Origin of the sequence: Pseudomonas sp. IT-P258 (genome assembly GCF_949767825.1) — a bacterium.
GTDB lineage: Bacteria > Pseudomonadota > Gammaproteobacteria > Pseudomonadales > Pseudomonadaceae > Aquipseudomonas > Aquipseudomonas monachiensis.
In genome coordinates this window covers 544557-562872 of the sequence record NZ_CATKPU010000032.1, presented here as the reverse complement: position 1 = coordinate 562872, position 18316 = coordinate 544557, and the positions used below count along the sequence as shown (strand labels likewise).

16 protein-coding genes are annotated in these 18316 nt (G+C 60.9%); 9 read left to right on the top strand and 7 right to left on the bottom strand.

Translation table 11 applies throughout. The annotated features are described in order from the left end of the window. The first annotated feature begins 20 nt into the window (after nt 1-20). Nucleotides 21-1346 carry a histidinol dehydrogenase gene (gene hisD, locus ACM6G4_RS15120; RefSeq protein ID WP_056728382.1) on the top strand — a complete coding sequence of 442 codons (1326 nt, stop codon included), beginning with the start codon at nt 21-23 and terminating at the stop codon, nt 1344-1346. Nucleotides 1347-1348: 2 nt separating this feature from the next. Then, complete coding sequence (hisC, locus tag ACM6G4_RS15115) at nt 1349-2401, top strand: histidinol-phosphate transaminase (RefSeq protein ID WP_414914019.1); 1053 nt, start codon at nt 1349-1351, stop codon at nt 2399-2401. 123 nt (nt 2402-2524) lie between these two features. Here hisC and algW read toward each other — a convergent pair whose 3' ends face one another. Then, nucleotides 2525-3685 (bottom strand): Do family serine endopeptidase AlgW, encoded by a 1161-nt coding sequence (algW, locus tag ACM6G4_RS15110; RefSeq protein ID WP_056728386.1) that lies wholly within the window; start codon nt 3683-3685, stop codon nt 2525-2527. 103 nt (nt 3686-3788) lie between these two features. On the opposite strand from algW, the gene ACM6G4_RS15105 reads away from it, so the two are divergent. From ACM6G4_RS15105 to cysN, 3 genes are all read left to right on the top strand, one after another. Continuing rightward, on the top strand, nt 3789-4547 hold the full coding sequence (locus ACM6G4_RS15105; RefSeq protein ID WP_223542490.1) for a Nif3-like dinuclear metal center hexameric protein: 759 nt from the start codon (nt 3789-3791) through the stop codon (nt 4545-4547). A gap of 247 nt (nt 4548-4794) precedes the next feature. Continuing rightward, nucleotides 4795-5712, top strand: coding sequence for a sulfate adenylyltransferase subunit CysD (gene cysD, locus ACM6G4_RS15100; RefSeq protein ID WP_008046199.1), 918 nt, complete (start codon nt 4795-4797; stop codon nt 5710-5712). Between the two features lie 9 nt (nt 5713-5721). After that, on the top strand, nt 5722-7620 hold the full coding sequence (cysN, locus tag ACM6G4_RS15095) for a sulfate adenylyltransferase subunit CysN (RefSeq protein ID WP_223542489.1): 1899 nt from the start codon (nt 5722-5724) through the stop codon (nt 7618-7620). A 153-nt stretch (nt 7621-7773) separates the two neighbouring features. Here cysN and ACM6G4_RS15090 read toward each other — a convergent pair whose 3' ends face one another. From ACM6G4_RS15090 to ACM6G4_RS15080, 3 genes are read right to left on the bottom strand one after another with little or no spacing between them, the layout of a single operon-like run. Continuing rightward, nucleotides 7774-8676 (bottom strand): acyltransferase, encoded by a 903-nt coding sequence (locus ACM6G4_RS15090; protein ID WP_223542488.1) that lies wholly within the window; start codon nt 8674-8676, stop codon nt 7774-7776. Next, nucleotides 8677-10776, bottom strand: a complete 2100-nt coding sequence (pta, locus tag ACM6G4_RS15085) for a phosphate acetyltransferase (protein ID WP_056728390.1) — start codon at nt 10774-10776, stop codon at nt 8677-8679. It abuts the gene before it with no gap. 60 nt (nt 10777-10836) lie between these two features. Continuing rightward, nucleotides 10837-11163, bottom strand: coding sequence for a DUF3565 domain-containing protein (locus ACM6G4_RS15080; protein ID WP_056728391.1), 327 nt, complete (start codon nt 11161-11163; stop codon nt 10837-10839). Here ACM6G4_RS15080 and ACM6G4_RS15075 point away from each other — a divergent pair. The 3 genes from ACM6G4_RS15075 (at nt 11132) to ACM6G4_RS15065 (ending at nt 13521) form a co-directional block, all read left to right on the top strand. Continuing rightward, nucleotides 11132-11617, top strand: a complete 486-nt coding sequence (locus ACM6G4_RS15075) for an FKBP-type peptidyl-prolyl cis-trans isomerase (protein ID WP_007901600.1) — start codon at nt 11132-11134, stop codon at nt 11615-11617. The two genes, ACM6G4_RS15080 and ACM6G4_RS15075, sit on opposite strands and share 32 nt — an antisense overlap. A gap of 122 nt (nt 11618-11739) precedes the next feature. Then, nucleotides 11740-12222, top strand: coding sequence for a glutathione peroxidase (locus tag ACM6G4_RS15070; RefSeq protein WP_056728393.1), 483 nt, complete (start codon nt 11740-11742; stop codon nt 12220-12222). A gap of 195 nt (nt 12223-12417) precedes the next feature. Continuing rightward, nucleotides 12418-13521: an NADH:flavin oxidoreductase gene (locus tag ACM6G4_RS15065; protein WP_414914018.1), complete on the top strand. Its 1104-nt coding sequence runs from the start codon at nt 12418-12420 to the stop codon at nt 13519-13521. Between the two features lie 133 nt (nt 13522-13654). Here the strand turns inward: ACM6G4_RS15065 and ACM6G4_RS15060 are convergent, their stop codons facing one another. Both ACM6G4_RS15060 and cysZ read right to left on the bottom strand, forming a co-directional pair. Then, the gene (locus ACM6G4_RS15060) at nt 13655-14854 is read right to left on the bottom strand and encodes a glycosyltransferase family 4 protein (RefSeq protein WP_056728396.1); all 1200 of its coding nucleotides are present in this window, start codon (nt 14852-14854) and stop codon (nt 13655-13657) included. Nucleotides 14855-14890: 36 nt separating this feature from the next. Next, entirely contained in the window at nt 14891-15643 is a 753-nt protein-coding gene (gene cysZ, locus ACM6G4_RS15055) for a sulfate transporter CysZ (RefSeq protein ID WP_414914017.1), read from the bottom strand. A gap of 315 nt (nt 15644-15958) precedes the next feature. Here cysZ and trxB point away from each other — a divergent pair, with 315 nt between their 5' ends. Next, nucleotides 15959-16915: a thioredoxin-disulfide reductase gene (gene trxB, locus ACM6G4_RS15050; RefSeq protein ID WP_056728400.1), complete on the top strand. Its 957-nt coding sequence runs from the start codon at nt 15959-15961 to the stop codon at nt 16913-16915. A 91-nt stretch (nt 16916-17006) separates the two neighbouring features. On the opposite strand, the gene ACM6G4_RS15045 is transcribed toward trxB, so the two are convergent. After that, nucleotides 17007-18257, bottom strand: coding sequence for an aspartate aminotransferase family protein (locus ACM6G4_RS15045; RefSeq protein WP_409078294.1), 1251 nt, complete (start codon nt 18255-18257; stop codon nt 17007-17009). Nucleotides 18258-18316: the final 59 nt, after the last annotated feature.

The window sequence follows — 18316 nt, the reverse complement described above, 5'->3', positions numbered from 1 at the left end:
ATTCCTATGAGGCTCTCGCTATGACCGCACCGACTGCAATTCGCCGACTCAACGCTGCTGACCCGGATTTCGCGCATCATCTGGATCATCTGCTGAGCTGGGAAAGTGTGTCTGACGACTCGGTCAATCAGCGGGTGCTGGACATCATCAAGGCCGTGCGTGAGCGTGGCGACGCGGCACTGGTGGACTTTACCCGCCAGTTCGACGGCCTGGACGTGAAGTCCATGGCCGACCTGATCCTGCCGCGCGAGCGGCTGGAGCTGGCGCTGACCCGCATCTCCGTGCCTCAGCGCGAAGCCCTGGAAGTCGCCGCGGCTCGTGTGCGCAGCTATCACGAAAAACAGAAGCAGGATTCCTGGAGCTACACCGAGGCCGACGGCACCGTGCTGGGCCAGAAGGTCACGCCACTGGATCGCGCCGGCCTGTATGTACCGGGCGGCAAGGCGTCGTACCCGTCGTCGGTGTTGATGAACGCGATTCCGGCCAAGGTCGCCGGCGTGACCGAAGTAGTCATGGTGGTGCCGACCCCGCGCGGTGAAATCAACGAACTGGTGCTGGCCGCTGCCTGCATCGCCGGCGTCGACCGCGTGTTCACCATCGGTGGCGCTCAAGCCGTTGCGGCATTGGCTTACGGCACCGAAAGCGTGCCGAAAGTCGACAAGGTCGTCGGCCCGGGCAACATCTATGTCGCTACCGCCAAGCGCCACGTGTTCGGCCAGGTCGGTATCGACATGATCGCCGGTCCCTCCGAGATCCTCGTGGTGTGCGACGGCCAGACCGATCCGGACTGGATCGCCATGGACCTGTTCTCCCAGGCCGAGCACGACGAAGACGCCCAGGCAATCCTGGTCAGCCCCGACGCCGAGTTCCTCGACAAGGTCGCCGCCAGCATCACCAAGCTGATGCCGACCATGGAGCGCGCCGCGATCATCGAAACCTCAATCAATGGCCGTGGTGCACTGATCAAGGTTCGCGACATGGAGCAAGCCATCGAAGTGGCCAACCGCATCGCGCCGGAGCACCTCGAATTGTCCGTTGCCGATCCACAAGCCTGGCTGCCGCAGATCCGCCACGCCGGTGCGATCTTCATGGGGCGTCACACCAGCGAAGCCTTGGGCGACTACTGCGCCGGTCCCAACCACGTTTTGCCGACCTCCGGTACTGCGCGCTTCTCTTCGCCGCTGGGTGTGTATGACTTCCAGAAACGTTCGTCGATCATCTTCTGCTCCGAGCAGGGGGCGTCCGTACTGGGCAAGACCGCTTCCGTGCTGGCCCGTGGCGAGTCGCTGACTGCCCACGCCCGCAGCGCCGAATATCGCATCGTTGACGACAAGCAGGGGAACTGAACATGAGTAAATTCTGGAGCCCGTTCGTCAGGAATCTGGTGCCTTACGTGCCGGGCGAACAGCCGAAACTGGCGAAGCTGGTGAAGCTCAACACCAACGAAAACCCGTACGGTCCATCGCCGAAAGCCTTGGCTGCGATGCAAACCGAACTCAATGACAACCTGCGCCTGTACCCGGACCCGAACAGCGATCTGCTGAAGAACGCGGTCGCCAAATACTACGGCGTGCAGGGCAACCAGGTGTTCCTCGGCAACGGTTCCGATGAAGTGCTGGCGCACATATTCCACGGTTTGCTGCAGCACGATCAGCCGCTGCTGTTCCCTGACATCAGCTACAGCTTCTACCCGGTCTACTGCGGGTTGTACGGCATCAAGTTCGACGCGGTGCCGCTGGACGAGCAGTTCCGGATCAGCCCGGCGGACTACGCCAAACCGAACGGCGGGATCATCTTCCCTAACCCGAACGCACCGACCGGCTGCCTGTTGGCGCTGGAGGCGGTGGAGCAGATTCTCAAGGCAAGTCCGGATTCGGTGGTGGTGGTGGATGAGGCCTACATCGACTTCGGCGGTGAGACGGCAATCACCCTGGTGGACCGTTATCCGAACCTGCTGGTGACTCAGACCCTGTCCAAGTCCCGCTCCCTGGCCGGTCTGCGGGTCGGCCTGGCGGTCGGCCATCCAGACCTGATCGAGGCGCTGGAGCGGATCAAGAACAGCTTCAACTCCTATCCGCTGGATCGCATGGCGAATGTCGGCGCTGCCGCGGCGTTCGAAGATCGCGAGTATTTCGACAAGACCTGTCGGTTGGTGATCGAGAGTCGCGAGAAGGTCGTTGCACAGCTGGAGGATAAGGGTTTTGAAGTGCTGCCATCGGCGGCGAACTTCATATTCGCCCGTCACCCCCGGCACGATGCGGCGGGGCTTGCGGCGAAGCTGCGTGAGCAAGGCGTGATCGTGCGGCACTTCAAGCAGGAGCGGATTGCCCAGTTCCTGCGGATTTCCATCGGCACGCCTGAGCAGAATCAGGCGCTGATCGACGGCCTCGGCGACCTCTAAAACCAGGCACGACCCTGTGGGAGCGAGCTTGCTCGCGATGAGGCCATAACATTCAACATCATTGTTGACTGTCAGGCCGCCATCGCGAGCAAGCTCGCTCCCACAGTAGTTTTGGGCGCTACGTTACTCTTCTTCTTTATCCTTGACCGGAGCCGGCGGCGGACGCAGGCCGACTTCCGCCGTGAGCTTGAGCTCCTTGCCGTTGCGCATCACCTGGATTGCGACCTTGTCGGTCGGCTTGATCCGCGCCACCTGATTCATTGAGCGACGGCCATCACCGGCCGGTTCGCCATCGATGGCAAGAATCACATCACCCAGTTGCAGGCCGGCCTTCTGTGCCGGACCGTCGCGGAAGATCCCCGCCACGACAATGCCAGGACGCCCGGACAAGCCGAACGACTCGGCCAGTTCCTGGGTCAGCGGCTGCACTTCGATACCCAACCAGCCACGAATCACCTGGCCGTGCTCGATGATCGACTTCATCACTTCCATCGCCAGCTTCACCGGGATCGCGAAACCAATGCCCTGGGAGCCCCCGGACTTGGAAAAGATCGCCGTGTTGATGCCGGTCAGGTTGCCGATGGCATCCACCAGCGCACCGCCTGAGTTGCCCGGGTTGATCGCCGCATCGGTCTGGATGAAGTCTTCGTAGTTGTTCAGGCCCAGTTGGTTGCGCCCGGTGGCACTGATGATGCCCATGGTCACGGTCTGGCCGACGCCGAACGGGTTGCCGATGGCCAGCGCGACATCGCCGATGCGGATGTTGTCGGAACGCCCCACGGTGATCGACGGCAGGTTTTTCAGGTCGATTTTCAGAACCGCGAGGTCAGTCTCAGGGTCGCTGCCGATCACCCGCGCCAGGGTTTCCCGGCCGTCCTTGAGCGCCACCACGATCTGGTCGGCGCCGCTGGTCACGTGGTTGTTGGTCAGGATGTAGCCTTCCGGGCTCATGATCACGCCGGAACCGAGGCTCGACTCCATGCGTTTCTGCTTGGGCGAGTTATCGCCGAAGAAACGACGGAACTGCGGATCTTCGAACAACGGATGGTTGGGTTTGTTGATGACTTTGGTGGTGTAGAGGTTCACCACCGATGGCGCCGCGGTGGATACCGCTTCGGCATAAGACACCGGGCCCTGCTGCATGCTGGTGGTTTGCGGCGCTTGTTGCAGATTGACGTCGAGGCTCGGGAGCCCGACCCACTGCGGGTAACGCTGGATTATCAAAAGAGCGACAAGCACGCCGGCCAACAGCGGCCAGCCGGAAAAACGCAGCGCCTTGAGCATTAAGCAGTTCCTGAGAGAGTTGCAGGCGGTATGAGACCGCTCATAATGACGCGCATTATACGAGGCCGCACGCGCCTCTGAACGGGATATTTAGGAGTCTTTTATGGCCGTCGCCCTGAGCACCCTGGTCGAAGAAGCCGACCGCTACCTCAACAGCGCAAGAATCGCCGATTATTGCCCCAACGGCCTGCAGGTCGAGGGGCGGCCGCAAGTGATGCGCATTGTCAGTGGCGTCACCGCCAGCCAGGCCTTGCTCGATGCGGCCGTGGAAGCCAATGCCGACCTGGTGCTGGTGCATCATGGCTACTTCTGGAAAGGCGAGAACCCGTGCATCACCGGCATGAAGCAGCGCCGCTTGAAGACCCTGCTCAAACACGATATCAGCCTGTTGTCCTATCACCTGCCGCTGGACCTGCACCCGGACGTCGGCAATAACGTGCAGCTCGCGAAGCAGCTCGACATTACCGTCGAAGGTCCGCTGGACCCGGACAACCTGAAGATTGTCGGCCTGGTCGGCTCGCTGAATGAGCCGATGATGCCCAGGGATTTCGCCCGCCGTGTGCAGGAAGTGATGGGGCGTGAGCCGCTGTTGATCGAAGGCAGTGCAATGATCCGCCGCGTCGGCTGGTGCACCGGTGGTGGCCAGGGTTACATCGATCAGGCCATTCTGGCCGGTGTCGATCTGTACCTCAGCGGCGAGGCTTCCGAGCAAACCTTCCACAGTGCCCGGGAAAACGACATCAGCTTCATCGCCGCCGGTCACCATGCCACCGAGCGCTACGGCGTTCAGGCGCTGGGGGATTATCTGGCCCGTCGGTTTGCGCTGGAGCACATCTTCATCGATTGTCCGAATCCGATTTGACTCTGTCCGCAATGTGATCGCTCCCGTAGGAGCTGCCGAAGGCTGCGATCTTTTGATCTTGAAAAATCAACGTCAAAAAATCGCAGCCTTCGGCGGCTCCTACGTAGGGTGGGCATCCCAAACGGGCAGGCATATTCATATGCTCTTTCGATCTAGTTAGCGTCCTGATTAGAAGAGGTCGCTGTGCTAGGATCCCCGCTCGAACACGGCCCGCTGGCCGTTCATAAGAAAGCTTTCGTGAGTAGCCATGGTCGACAAACTGACGCATCTGAAACAGCTGGAGGCGGAAAGCATCCACATCATCCGCGAGGTGGCCGCCGAGTTCGACAACCCGGTGATGCTGTACTCCATCGGTAAAGACTCCGCCGTGATGCTGCATCTGGCACGCAAGGCGTTCTTCCCGGGCAAGCTGCCGTTTCCGGTGATGCACGTCGACACTCGCTGGAAATTCAAGGAGATGTACAGCTTCCGCGACAAGATGGTCGCCGAGCTGGGCCTCGACCTGATCACCCACGTCAATCCTGACGGCGTGGCGCAGGACATCAACCCGTTCACCCACGGCAGCGCCAAGCACACCGACATCATGAAGACCGAGGGCCTGAAGCAGGCACTCGACAAGTATGGTTTCGACGCAGCATTCGGTGGCGCCCGTCGCGATGAAGAGAAATCCCGCGCCAAAGAGCGCGTGTACTCGTTCCGCGACAGCAAGCACCGTTGGGACCCGAAGAACCAGCGTCCCGAGCTATGGAACGTCTACAACGGCAAGGTCAACAAGGGCGAGTCGATCCGTGTCTTCCCGCTGTCGAACTGGACCGAACTGGACATCTGGCAGTACATCTATCTTGAAGGCATCCCGATCGTTCCGCTGTACTTCGCCGCCGAGCGTGAAGTCATCGAGAAGAACGGCACGCTGATCATGATCGACGACGAGCGCATCCTCGAGCACCTGAGCGATGAAGACAAAGCCCGAATCGTCAAAAAGAAAGTGCGTTTCCGTACCCTTGGTTGCTACCCGTTGACGGGCGCGGTGGAGTCCGAGGCCGAAAGCCTCACGGACATCATTCAGGAAATGCTCCTGACGCGAACTTCCGAGCGCCAGGGCCGTGTCATCGACCACGATGGCGCCGGCTCCATGGAAGACAAAAAACGTCAGGGTTATTTCTAAGGGGTTGTCATGTCGCACGTATCTGATTTGATCAGCGAGGACATCCTCGCCTACCTGGGCCAGCACGAACGTAAAGAGCTGCTGCGCTTTCTGACCTGCGGTAACGTCGACGACGGCAAGAGCACCCTGATCGGGCGCCTGCTGCACGACTCCAAGATGATCTACGAAGATCACCTGGAAGCCATTACCCGCGACTCGAAAAAAGTCGGCACCACCGGTGAAGACATCGATCTGGCGCTGCTGGTCGACGGCCTGCAGGCCGAGCGTGAACAAGGCATCACCATCGATGTCGCGTACCGCTATTTCTCCACCGCCAAGCGCAAATTCATCATCGCCGACACCCCGGGCCATGAGCAGTACACCCGCAACATGGCCACCGGTGCCTCCACCTGTGACCTGGCGATCATCCTGGTCGATGCACGTTACGGCGTGCAGACCCAGACCCGTCGCCACAGCTTCATCGCCTCGTTGCTGGGCATCAAGCACATAGTCGTCGCCATCAACAAGATGGACCTCAAGGGCTTCGACCAGGGCGTGTTCGAGTCGATCAAGGCCGACTACCTGCAGTTTGCCGAAGGCTTGAAGCTCAAGCCGACCAGCATGCACTTCGTGCCGATGTCGGCCTTGAAGGGCGATAACGTGGTGAACAAGTCCGAGCGCTCGCCGTGGTACACCGGCCAGTCGCTGATGGAAATTCTTGAGACCGTGGAAGTGGCGGGCGATCGCAACTTCACCGACCTGCGTTTCCCGGTGCAGTACGTCAACCGTCCGAACCTGAACTTCCGTGGCTTCGCCGGTACGCTGGCCAGCGGCATCGTCAAGAAAGGCGATGAAGTCGTAGTGCTGCCGTCGGGCAAGAGCAGCCGCGTGAAGTCCATCGTCACCTTCGAAGGTGAACTGGAGCACGCCGGTCCCGGTCAGGCAGTCACGCTGACCATGGAAGACGAAATCGATATCTCCCGTGGCGATCTGTTGGTTCACGCCGACAACGTGCCGCCGGTGACCGACAGCTTCGAAGCGATGCTGGTGTGGATGGCTGAAGAGCCGATGCTGCCGGGCAAGAAGTACGACATCAAGCGCGCCACCAGTTACGTGCCGGGCTCTATCGCCAGCATCGTCAACAAGGTCGACGTGAACACCCTGGAAGAAGGTCCGGCCAGCGCGTTGCAGCTCAACGAAATCGGCAAGGTCAAGATCGCGCTCGATGCGCCGATTGCCCTCGACGGTTACGACAGCAACCGCACCACCGGCGCCTTCATCATCATCGACCGCCTGACCAACGGCACCGTTGGCGCGGGCATGATCGTCGCCCAGCCTTTGGCCCATGGCACCAGCACACACCACGGCAAACTGGCCCACGTCGCCACCGAAGAACGCGCACAGCGCTTCGGCCAGCAACCGGCCACCGTGCTGTTCAGCGGCTTGTCGGGCGCGGGCAAAAGCACCCTGGCATATGCCGTTGAACGCAAGTTGTTCGACATGGGCCGTGCGGTGTTCGTACTCGATGGCCAGAACCTGCGTCACGACCTGAACAAAGGTCTGCCACAGGATCGCGCCGGGCGTACCGAGAACTGGCGCCGTGCCGCACACGTTGCGCGTCAGTTCAACGAAGCCGGTCTGCTGACCCTCGCGGCGTTCGTTGCGCCGAGTGCCGAAGGTCGTGAACAGGCCCGGGAACTGATCGGCAAGGAGCGTCTGCTGACGGTCTACGTCCAGGCTTCGCCGACAGTCTGCGCCGAGCGCGATCCGCAAGGTTTGTACGCGGCGGCCGGGGATAACATCCCGGGCGACTCCTTCCCGTACGACGTACCGCTGGATGCCGATCTGGTGATCGACACCCAGTCCGTGTCCCTGGAAGAAGGCGTCAAGCAAGTGCTGGGTCTGCTGCGTGAGCGTGGTGCGATCTAAGCCTTAGCTGCAAAATGAAAAACCCGCCGATGAGTGATCATCGGCGGGTTTTTTGTGTCTTTCAGATCGTCAAAAGATCGCAGCCTTCGGCAGCTCCTACATTGGTTCGGCGTACATCCTGTAGGAGCTGCCGAAGGCTGCGATCTTTTGATCTTAAATCTGCGGATACTCGCGATGCATCTGTTCCAGCAACGCATCCTTGTCCTGCCACAACTGATTGATCCAGCCCTGGAACTGCAGGCGGTATTCGCCGTCCTGGTCATAGTTCTTGCCAATGAATTGCGGCGGAATCTTCAGCTCTTCAAAGTGCACCACCACATCCGCCACGTTCCCGCACAGCAAGTCCCAGAAACCCGGGCGCCCGGCGGGGTAGTGGATGGTCACGTTGACCAGGGATTCAAGCTGCTCGCCCATCGCATCCAGCACAAAGGCAATGCCGCCGGCCTTGGCCTTGAGCAGGTACTTGAAGGGTGACTGCTGTTGCTTGTGCTTGCCCTCGGTGAAGCGCGTGCCTTCGACGAAGTTGAAAATGCCCACCGGGTTGTCGCGAAATTTCGCACAGGTCTTGCGGGTGGTTTCCAGGTCCTTGCCTTTCTTCTCCGGGTGCTTCTCCAGATAGGCCTTGGAGTAGCGCTTCATGAACGGAAAGCCCAGCGCCCACCAGGCCAGCCCGATCACCGGAACCCAGATCAGCTCCTGCTTGAGGAAGAACTTCAGCGGCTGAATGCGCCGGTTGAGCACGTATTGCAGCACTAGGATGTCGACCCAGCTCTGGTGGTTGCTGGTAATCAGGTACGAGTGCTGATAGTCGAGGCCTTGCAGGCCGCTGATATGCCAGCGCGTGCGGCGTACCAGGTTCATCCAGCCTTTGTTGAGGCTGATCCAGGCTTCGTGGGTATGGCTCATCAGCCAGCCCGCGAGGCGCTGGGTGAGGGCGAACGGCAGTACCTTGACGAGTGCCACGCAGAACAGGAACGAACAGAGCAAAATCGTGTTCAGTGCCAACAGCAGCGAGGCGATCACGCCCCGCAACGGGGCGGGTAGGAAGTCCAGCATTTACACATCCATAGGTCGGTTGGCGGCTTGGATCGCGGTCAGGGCGATGGTGTAGACGATGTCATCGACCTGCGCGCCGCGGGGCAAATCGTTCACCGGTTTGCGCAAGCCTTGCAGCATCGGCCCGAGGCTGACGCAGTCGGCACTGCGCTGTACGGCCTTGTGCGTGGTATTGCCGGTGTTGAGGTCTGGGAACACGTAAACCGTGGCACGACCGGCCACCTGACTGTTCGGCGCCAATTGCCGGGCCACGCTTTCGTTAGCGGCGGCGTCGTACTGCAGGGGGCCGTCGATCAGCAGCGAGTGCTGTTGCTCATGGGCGAGCAGGGTCGCTTCGCGGACCTTCTCGACTTCTTCGCCGCTGTCCGACTCGCCGCTGGAGTAGCTGATCATCGCCACCCGTGGCGTGATGCCGAAGGCGGCGGCCGAGTCAGCGCTTTGCAGGGCGATCTCGGCCAGTTCGCTGGCGCTCGGGTGCGGGTTCATCACGCAGTCGCCGTAGACCAGCACCTCTTCCGGGAACAGCATGAAAAACACCGAAGACACCAAGGTGCAGCCGGGTGCGGTTTTGATCAGTTGCAGGGCCGGGCGGATGGTGTTGGCGGTGGTGTTGATCACGCCCGACACGAGGCCGTCGACTTCATCCAGGGCCAGCATCATGGTGCCGATCACCACGGTGTCTTCCAGTTGTTGCTCGGCCATCGGCGCGTTGAGGCTTTTGCTTTTGCGCAGCGCGACCATGGGCTCGACATAACGCTCGCGGATCGAGTCCGGATCGATGATTTCCAGTCCCGGCGGCAACTCGATGCCCTGGGCGCGGGCGACGGCCTGCACGTCCTCGGGCTTGGCCAGCAACACACAGCGAGCGATGCCACGGGCCTGGCAGATCGCGGCGGCCTGCACGGTCAGCGGCTCACTGCCTTCGGGCAGCACAATACGCTTGTTGGCCGCCTGCGCACGCTGGATCAATTGATAGCGGAACACCGCTGGCGACAGGCGCATTTCCCGTGGCGTACCGCAGCGTTGGTGCAGCCAGTTGGCATCGAGATGGCCGGCGATGAAATCGGTAATGATTTCGGCGCGCTCGCGATCGTCGATGGGGATTTCCTTGTTCAGGCCGTTGAGCAGGTTGGCGGTGTCATAGGAGCCGGTACTCACCGACAGCACCGGCAACCCGGCCTGCAGGGCGCCACGGCACAGGTCCATGATGCGCGGGTCGGGCAGGGTGTCGCTGGTCAGCAGCAGGCCGGCCAGCGGTACACCGTTCAAGGCCGCGAGGCTGACGGCGAGGATGATGTCGTCGCGGTCGCCAGGGGTCACCACCAGCACGCCGGGCTTGAGCAACTCCACGGTGTTGCGCATGGTGCGGGCGCAAATGATGATCTTGGTCATGCGCCGGGTTTCGTAATCACCGGCGTTGAGCACTTGCGCGCCCATCAGGTCAGCAACGTCGCGGGTGCGCGGGGCGTTCAGTTCCGGCTGGAACGGAATGCAGCCGAGCAAGCGGAAATCACCGCTGCGCAGCAAGGGCGAATGCTCCTTCAGGCGCGTGGCGAAGGCTTCCATGCTTTCCTCGGTCTTGACCTTGTTGAGGATCACACCGAGGACTTTCGGATCTTTCGGGCCGCCAAACAATTGCGCCTGCAACTCGACGCGACCGGAGAGTTCGGTCAGCACTTCGTTTTCCGGCGCCGAGACCAGGATCACTTCGGCGTCGAGGCTCTTGGCCAGGTGCAGGTTGACCCGCGCGGCGTAACTGGCGCTGCGGGTCGGTACCATGCCTTCGACAATCAGCACGTCCTTGCCGATGGCCGCCTGCTGATAAAGGGCGATGATTTCTTCGAGCAACTCATCGAGCTGACCGTCGCCGAGCATGCGCTCGACATGGGCCAGGCCCAGGGGCTGGGGCGGTTTCAAACCGTGGGTACGCGCCACCAGTTCGGTGGAACGTTCCGGGCCGGTGTCGCCCGGATGCGGCTGGGCAATCGGCTTGAAAAAACCGACCTTGAGGCCGGCGCGCTCAAGGGTACGCACCAGCCCGAGGCTGATGGAGGTCAGACCCACACCAAAATCGGTGGGCGCGATAAAAAAAGTTTGCATGCGGATTCTCTAAAGGTGCATTGCAAAGGCGATGACCTATAACTGGTCGTCTACCGAAATTCAGTCGCCAAGGTTATCGCTAACCGAGCCTTGTGCGCACCAACCACAATCAAAGGGTTGGCCTATTTTTTCCTGGCGCTGCGCAGGGTCCGTGACCCAGGCACGGGATTGCCATGGCGGCTGGTGCCGCAGGTGCTGGGTGTGGCCGCAGGAAAGCTCGGCCACCCAGTGCCCGTCCTCGTCCTGATGGAAGCCTGTGATCGTCGAATCCCGTCTGTCCGGGTTGTGTTCGCTTTCGGACGATTGCTTCGCTAAACTTGGCCTTTCAATCTTCTTATGCAAAAGGTCTCGCCCCATGCTGATCGCCGCCAATAAGGCTGTCTCCATCGACTATACCCTGACCAACGACGCTGGTGAGGTCATCGACAGCTCCGCCGGCGGCGCGCCGCTGGTCTACCTGCAAGGCGCAGGCAACATCATCCCGGGCCTGGAAAAGGCTCTGGAAGGCAAGGCTGTCGGCGACGAGCTGACCGTAGCCGTAGAACCTGAAGACGCTTACGGCGAATATGCTGCCGAACTGGTCAGCACCCTGAGCCGCAGCATGTTCGAAGGCGTCGACGAGCTGGAAGTGGGCATGCAGTTCCACGCCTCCGCTCCGGACGGCCAGATGCAGATCGTAACCATCCGTGATCTGGACGGCGACGACGTCACCGTCGACGGCAACCACCCGTTGGCCGGTCAGCGCCTGAATTTCCAGGTCAAGATCATCGACATCCGTGACGCCAGCCAGGAAGAAATCGCTCATGGCCACGTCCATGGCGAAGGTGGCCATCACCACTGATTTCTGCGCTAAGCTCAGATAACTGGAGAGGCGCCCTGTGGGCGCCTTTTTAGTCTGCGGCCGTCCCTGACGACACCGACAAGTGGCTGTTTCGAGAAGAACACGGGAATCTGGAGTACGCCATGAGTGCTTTTCACGACCTTAAATTGACAGCCCTGGATGGACAGGAGCTACCTCTGGCGCCTTTCAAAGGCCAAGTCGTACTGGTGGTCAACGTTGCCTCCAAATGCGGCCTGACCCCGCAGTACGCGGCGCTGGAAAACCTCTACCAGCAATTCAAGGCCAAGGGCTTCAGCGTCCTGGGCTTGCCGTGCAACCAGTTTGCCGGGCAGGAACCGGGGACCGAACAAGAGATCAAGGATTTCTGCAGCCTCAACTATGGCGTGACCTTTCCGTTGTCCAGCAAGCTGGAAGTCAACGGGCATGAGCGTCATCAGTTGTACCGTTTGCTGGCGGGCGAGGGCGCGGAGTTTCCCGGCGACATCACCTGGAACTTCGAGAAGTTCCTGTTGGGCAAGGACGGCCGTGTACTGGCTCGGTTCTCGCCGCGTACGGCGCCCGATGATCCGACCATCGTTCACGCGATTGAAAAAGCGCTGAGTTAAGCCAGAGATCAAGATCAGAGGATCGCAGCCTTCGGCAGCTCCTACGGCGAATGTGTACCCGTAGGAGCTGCCGAAGGCTGCGATCTTTTGCTTTCTGCCTTTTGACTCTTAATCACCGAAATCAATAATGCTGTTCAATGGGTTGGGCACTCCATATTATAGCCGTCATAAAGTCATTCTTCCGTGGAGCGTCCCATGTCCGTCAAAGCCCTGTTCAAACCGTTCCACCTCGGCACCCTCGAATTGCCGACCCGTGTCGTCATGGCGCCGATGACCCGCTCCTTTTCCCCGGGCGGTGTGCCTAATTCCAAAGTGATCGAATACTACCGTCGTCGCGCCGCTGCGGGCGTCGGCCTGATCATCACCGAAGGCACCACCGTCGGTCACAAGGCTTCCAACGGCTATCCGAACGTTCCGCATTTCTACGGTGAAGCGGCCTTGGCCGGCTGGAAGAAAGTCGTCGACGCCGTTCACGCCGAAGGCGGCAAGATCGTTCCGCAGTTGTGGCACGTGGGCAGCGTGCGCCGGATCGGCACCGAGCCGGACGCCAGCGTGCCGGGTTATGGCCCGTCGGAAAAACTGAAGGAAGGCCAGGTCGTGGTGCACGGCATGACCAAACAGGACATCCAGGACGTGATCGCCGCGTTCGCCCAGGCTGCCAAGGATGCCCAGAGCATCGGCATGGACGGCGTGGAAATCCACGGAGCCCACGGTTATCTGGTGGATCAGTTCTTCTGGGAAGGCAGCAACCAGCGTACCGACGAATACGGCGGCAGCCTGGCCAACCGTTCGCGCTTCGCCATTGAGTTGATTCAGGCCGTGCGTGCCGCGGTCGGTGAAGGTTTTCCGATCATCTTCCGTTTCTCCCAGTGGAAGCAGCAGGACTACACCGCGCGTCTGGTGCAAACCCCGGAAGCCTTGGGCGAGTTCCTCAAGCCGTTGGCCGACGCCGGCGTGGATATTTTCCACTGCTCGACCCGCCGCTTCTGGGAGCCGGAGTTCGACGGTTCCGAGCTGAACCTGGCCGGCTGGACCCGCCAACTCACCGGTAAACCGACCATCACCGTGGGCAGCGTCGGCCTGGATGGCGAGTTCCTGCAGTTCATGGTCAACACCGACAAGGTCGCGCAGCCGGCCAGCCTGGAAAAACTGCTGGAGCGCCTGAACAACGACGAGTTCGACCTGGTGGCGGTCGGTCGTGCCTTGCTGGTGGACCCGGACTGGGCACAAAAAGTGCGCGACGGCCGTGAGGATGACATTCTGCCGTTCAGCCGTGAGGCGTTGATGTCGCTGGTTTAAGCGGCGAGCGGGAAGGTCTCATCGCGAGCAAGCTCGCTCCCACAGGTTCTGCGGTGATCACCAATCATGTGTGAACCAAGAACCCTGTGGGAGCGGGCTTGCTCGCGAAGACCGACTCAAGAACACTGCAAAATCAAGGAACAATCGGTGCAATCGGCACCACCATCTCCCCGGTGCAGGCCCCGCGCAACTGCCCTTCGAACTGCTCGATGATCGTCGCCCAACCCTGGCGACTGGCATGTTGGCGTGCATTGAGGCGCACATTGCGCAAGGCTTCCCTTTCCTCCAGCAGCCATGCCGCTGCATCGCAGAACGCTTCTTCATCCCCCGGCATCGCCAGCACACCGTTGTAGCCATGACGAATATGCTGGGCGGCTGCCGCCTGGTCGTAGGCCACCACGCCGAGCCCCGAAGCGAGTGCTTCAAGCACCACATTGCCAAAGGTTTCGGTCAGGCTTGGAAACAGAAACACGTCGCCCGAGGCGTAGTGACAGGCCAGGGCTTCACCCCGTTGGGTGCCGCAGAAAATCGCCTCGGGCATTTCGTTTTCCAGTTCCTGGCGCTGCGGGCCATCGCCGACCACGATCAGTTTCAGCGTGCGCTGTGGATAACTCGCCTTGAGGGTATTGAAGGTGCGCTTGAGCAAGCCGAGATTCTTTTCCGGGGCCAGGCGTCCGACATGAATGACGGCGATGTCTGCTTCGGCCAGTCCCCATTGCTCGCGCAGGGCACTCAAGCGTTTGGCCGGGTGAAACAATTCGCTGTCGACCCCACGGGACAGCAACGCCACTCGCTCGAACTGACGTCGCTCCAGTTCCAGGCGCTGGCTGACGCTGGGCACCAGGGTCATGGTCGAACGGTTATGGAACCAGCGCAGGTAGTGGGTCAGCAGGCGCGTGAGCAAACCAAACCCGTACTGGTTGGAATACTGCTGGAAATTGGTGTGGAAACCGCTGACCACGGAAATCCCCAGTCGCCGTGCCGCACGTAGTGCAGAGAGACCCAGCGGGCCCTCGGTGGCGATGTAGAGCACATCCGGGCGGTGACGCGTCCAGCGCCGCAGCAGTTTGTGCATCGACGACTGACCCCATTGCAGGCCGGGATAGCCCGGTAGCGGCCAGCCGCGGCACAGCAGCAATTCATCGTCGCTGCCCAACTGCTGGTCGCAGCCCTGACGTGGTCGCACCAGCTCCACTTGATGCCCGCGCGCGCGCAAACCGTCGCACAAGCGACCCAGGGTATTGGCCACGCCGTTGATTTCCGGTGGGAAGGTTTCGGTGATCAGGGTGATATGCAGAGCTGTCGTCATGACCCCAGTGTCGACCGGGGCCATGTCGTCAGTGTGACGTCAGGATGATGGATTTATGAATTAGCGCTGGGTCACCAGGTTTTCCGCGCCGCGTTCACGCACCCAGAACAGCGTCGCCCCGGCCACGGCCGCCGGCATCATCAGAATGTTGACCACCGGGATCAGCAGCACCAGGTACACGCTGCCGCCGAAGCTCATGCTCTGCCAGCGCTTCTGCCGCAGCCAGGCGAGCATTTCGTTCCAGCCCAGCTTGTGGTTGTCCGCCGGGTAGTCGATGTACTGGATCGCCATCATCCACACTCCGAACAATAGCCACAGCGGCGCGGCGATGATGTTCACCACCGGGATGAACGAGAGGATGAACAACCCGACTGCCCTGGGCAGGAAGTAGCCGAGCTTGCGCATTTCCCGGGCCAGGGTGTGCGGGATCATGGCGATCAGCTCACCCCAGCTGAAGGCCGGGAAATCATCGGTGCCGCGCACCACCACTTCGACTTTCTCCGCGAGGAAACCATTGAACGGCGCGGCGATGACGTTGGCGAGCATGGTGAAGGTAAAGAACACCATGAACACTACAAGCACCACGAAAATCGGCCAGAGGATGTAGCTGAGAAAACTCAGCCAGTCGGGCAGGGAAGGCATCAAGGTATCGACCCACAGGCTGAATTGATGGCCGGCCAGGTAGATCAATCCGACGAACAGCACCAGGTTGATTGCCAGCGGCAACAGCACAAACAGACGCAGGCTGGGGCTCAGCACCAGCTTGAGGCCTTCGCGCAGGTATTGCGGGCCGGACAGGACAGGGGCGGGCATAAGAGGCTCCAGGCAGAGGGAAAACGCGCCGACCTTACCGGCTTTGCTTCACAGGCGAAAGCGCGATGGAGGTATCGACATTCACTGTAACAAAGACGTCGATATCATCGGCGAGATGGCATAGAGACCACCTATGAGCTGGATTGTTAAACCGTATTTCCTTAATCTTCGCCCCCTCGATACGCTGCACCCAATCTTTTTACAGGACGGTCGGGTTCAAGCCTTCCCCAAGTGCTTTCAACCGTTCTTTTTTATTCCAGCCGGCAATCCGGCGTTCCGCGCCAGGTATTCCGGGCCGGTCAACAGGAGCAGGTCATGTCTGAAGTCCGTCATTCGCGAGTGATTATTCTCGGTTCCGGCCCTGCCGGTTACAGCGCCGCGGTCTATGCCGCCCGTGCCAACCTCAAGCCGCTGCTGATCACCGGCATGCAGGCCGGCGGTCAACTGACCACCACCACCGAAGTCGACAACTGGCCGGGCGACGTCCATGGTCTGACCGGCCCGGCGCTGATGGAGCGGATGCGCGAGCACGCCGAGCGCTTTGAAACCGAGATCGTGTTCGATCACATCAATGCCGTCGACTTCGCTGCCAAGCCATACACCCTGACCGGCGACAGCGCGACTTACACCTGTGACGCGCTGATCATCGCCACTGGCGCCAGCGCTCGTTACCTGGGCCTGCCATCGGAAGAAGCGTTCATGGGCAAGGGCGTTTCGGCCTGCGCGACCTGCGACGGTTTCTTCTACCGCAACAAGCCTGTGGCTGTGGTCGGCGGCGGCAACACCGCTGTTGAAGAAGCCCTGTACCTGGCCAACATCGCCAGCAAAGTCACCCTGATCCACCGTCGCGAAACTTTCCGCGCCGAGAAGATCCTGATCGACAAGCTGAACGCCCGTGTTGCCGAAGGCAAGATCGAGCTGAAGCTGAACGCGACCCTGGACGAAGTACTGGGCGACAACATGGGCGTGACCGGTGCCCGCCTGAAGAACAACGACGGCAGCTTCGACGAAGTGACTGTCGACGGCGTGTTCATCGCTATCGGCCACACTCCGAACACTTCGCTGTTCGAAGGCCAGTTGACCTTGAAAGACGGTTACCTGGTAGTCCAGGGCGGCCGTGAAGGCAACGCCACTGCCACCAACCTCGAAGGTATCTTCGCCGCCGGTGACGTGGCTGACCACGTGTACCGTCAGGCCATCACCTCCGCTGGCGCCGGTTGCATGGCGGCACTGGATGCCGAACGTTACCTCGACGATCTGCAGAACGCTTGATTCTGCTTTCGTTGAACTGAAAAAACCGGCTTCGGCCGGTTTTTTTTGCCCGCGATTTACCACCCGATCACATTCCAGTGTGGGATTGTGTTCAGGTCAGTCTTGCCAGGCATGCCTCAAGGATGTCCAGCCCTTCCTCCAACACTGACGCCTCGATGGTCAGCGGCGCCAGCAGCCGGATGATGTGCCGCGATTTGCCGCTGGGCATCAGCAGCAGGCCCGCATCCCGCGCCAGGGCCAGCAGTTGGGTCAATTGCGCTGATGCGGGTGAGCCATCGGCGTTGATCAGCTCGATACCACGCATGGCGCCGACACCCGTCAGGCGTCCCAGGTACGGCGTCAGGTTGTTCGTGCGCCAGGTTGCATGGCGACCGACAATCGCTTCTTCCTGTTGGGAGCCCCAGGCATGCAGGTTGGCATCGGTCATTTCATCCAGGGTTGCCAGTGCCGCTGCGCAGGCGATGGGATTGCCGGAGTAAGTGCCACCAAGCCCGCCCTTGGGCAGGTTGTCCAGCAGCGACTTGCGTCCGACCACCGCACCCAGCGGCACACCGCCGGCGATGCTTTTGCCGAGCAGGATCAGGTCCGGCTCGATGCCCAGCCGCGAGAACGCGAAGCGCTGGCCGGTTCGGCCGAAACCGGACTGGATTTCATCGGCGATCAGCACGATGCCCTTGTCGTCGCAGAACTTGCGCAGTGCCTGGGCGAACTCGACATCCATGGCCACGAAGCCAGCTTCGCCCTGCACCGGTTCGACGATAAAGCAGGCGACGTCTTCGACATCAATCTCGACGCTGAACAGGCGCTCCATGGCTTTGAGGGCCTCGGCACAGGTGACGCCGTTGTCCTGGCTGGGGAAGGGCAGGTGAAACACCGGCCCCGGCAGCACGCCGACTTTCTGTTTGTAGGGCGCGACTTTGCCATTGAGGTTGAGTGTCGCCAGGGTGCGGCCGTGGAAAGCGCCGTCGAAGGCAATTACAGCGGTGCGACCCGTTGCGCCACGGACGATCTTCAGCGCGTTCTCAGCCGCTTCGGCGCCACTGTTGGTCAGCATGCCGCTGACCGGGTAATCGACCGGGATAAAGGCGCTGAGGCGGTCCATCAAGTCGATGTAAGGCCTATGAGGCGCGGCGTTGAACGCGTAGTGGGTCAGTCGGGTGGCTTGTTCGCGAATGGCTTCGACGATGCGCGGATGGCAATGGCCGAGGTTTAGCACGCCGATGCCGCCGACAAAGTCGATATAGCGCTTGCCATCGGTGTCCCAGACCTCGGCATTCTTGCCGTGGCTGAGCGTGACAGGGTGAACGATGTTGATCGACTGGCTGATGGTTTCGCTGCGCATGGAGGATCGGCTCGGAAGAAGGAGGACTTCTTTTTATCTAAGCCGTGAGCGGTGGTACG

Excerpts from the sequence above, each read along its gene's own strand:
- hisD (WP_056728382.1), top strand. The coding sequence starts at position 21 with ATGACCGCACCGACTGCAATTCGCCGACTCAACGCTGCTGACCCGGAT.
- hisC (WP_414914019.1), top strand. The coding sequence starts at position 1,349 with ATGAGTAAATTCTGGAGCCCGTTCGTCAGGAATCTGGTGCCTTACGTG.
- algW (WP_056728386.1), bottom strand. The coding sequence starts at position 3,685 with ATGCTCAAGGCGCTGCGTTTTTCCGGCTGGCCGCTGTTGGCCGGCGTG.
- ACM6G4_RS15105 (WP_223542490.1), top strand. The coding sequence starts at position 3,789 with ATGGCCGTCGCCCTGAGCACCCTGGTCGAAGAAGCCGACCGCTACCTC.
- cysD (WP_008046199.1), top strand. The coding sequence starts at position 4,795 with ATGGTCGACAAACTGACGCATCTGAAACAGCTGGAGGCGGAAAGCATC.
- cysN (WP_223542489.1), top strand. The coding sequence starts at position 5,722 with ATGTCGCACGTATCTGATTTGATCAGCGAGGACATCCTCGCCTACCTG.
- ACM6G4_RS15090 (WP_223542488.1), bottom strand. The coding sequence starts at position 8,676 with ATGCTGGACTTCCTACCCGCCCCGTTGCGGGGCGTGATCGCCTCGCTG.
- pta (WP_056728390.1), bottom strand. The coding sequence starts at position 10,776 with ATGCAAACTTTTTTTATCGCGCCCACCGATTTTGGTGTGGGTCTGACC.
- ACM6G4_RS15075 (WP_007901600.1), top strand. The coding sequence starts at position 11,132 with ATGCTGATCGCCGCCAATAAGGCTGTCTCCATCGACTATACCCTGACC.
- ACM6G4_RS15080 (WP_056728391.1), bottom strand. The coding sequence starts at position 11,163 with ATGGAGACAGCCTTATTGGCGGCGATCAGCATGGGGCGAGACCTTTTG.
- ACM6G4_RS15070 (WP_056728393.1), top strand. The coding sequence starts at position 11,740 with ATGAGTGCTTTTCACGACCTTAAATTGACAGCCCTGGATGGACAGGAG.
- ACM6G4_RS15065 (WP_414914018.1), top strand. The coding sequence starts at position 12,418 with ATGTCCGTCAAAGCCCTGTTCAAACCGTTCCACCTCGGCACCCTCGAA.
- ACM6G4_RS15060 (WP_056728396.1), bottom strand. The coding sequence starts at position 14,854 with ATGGCCCCGGTCGACACTGGGGTCATGACGACAGCTCTGCATATCACC.
- cysZ (WP_414914017.1), bottom strand. The coding sequence starts at position 15,643 with ATGCCCGCCCCTGTCCTGTCCGGCCCGCAATACCTGCGCGAAGGCCTC.
- trxB (WP_056728400.1), top strand. The coding sequence starts at position 15,959 with ATGTCTGAAGTCCGTCATTCGCGAGTGATTATTCTCGGTTCCGGCCCT.
- ACM6G4_RS15045 (WP_409078294.1), bottom strand. The coding sequence starts at position 18,257 with ATGCGCAGCGAAACCATCAGCCAGTCGATCAACATCGTTCACCCTGTC.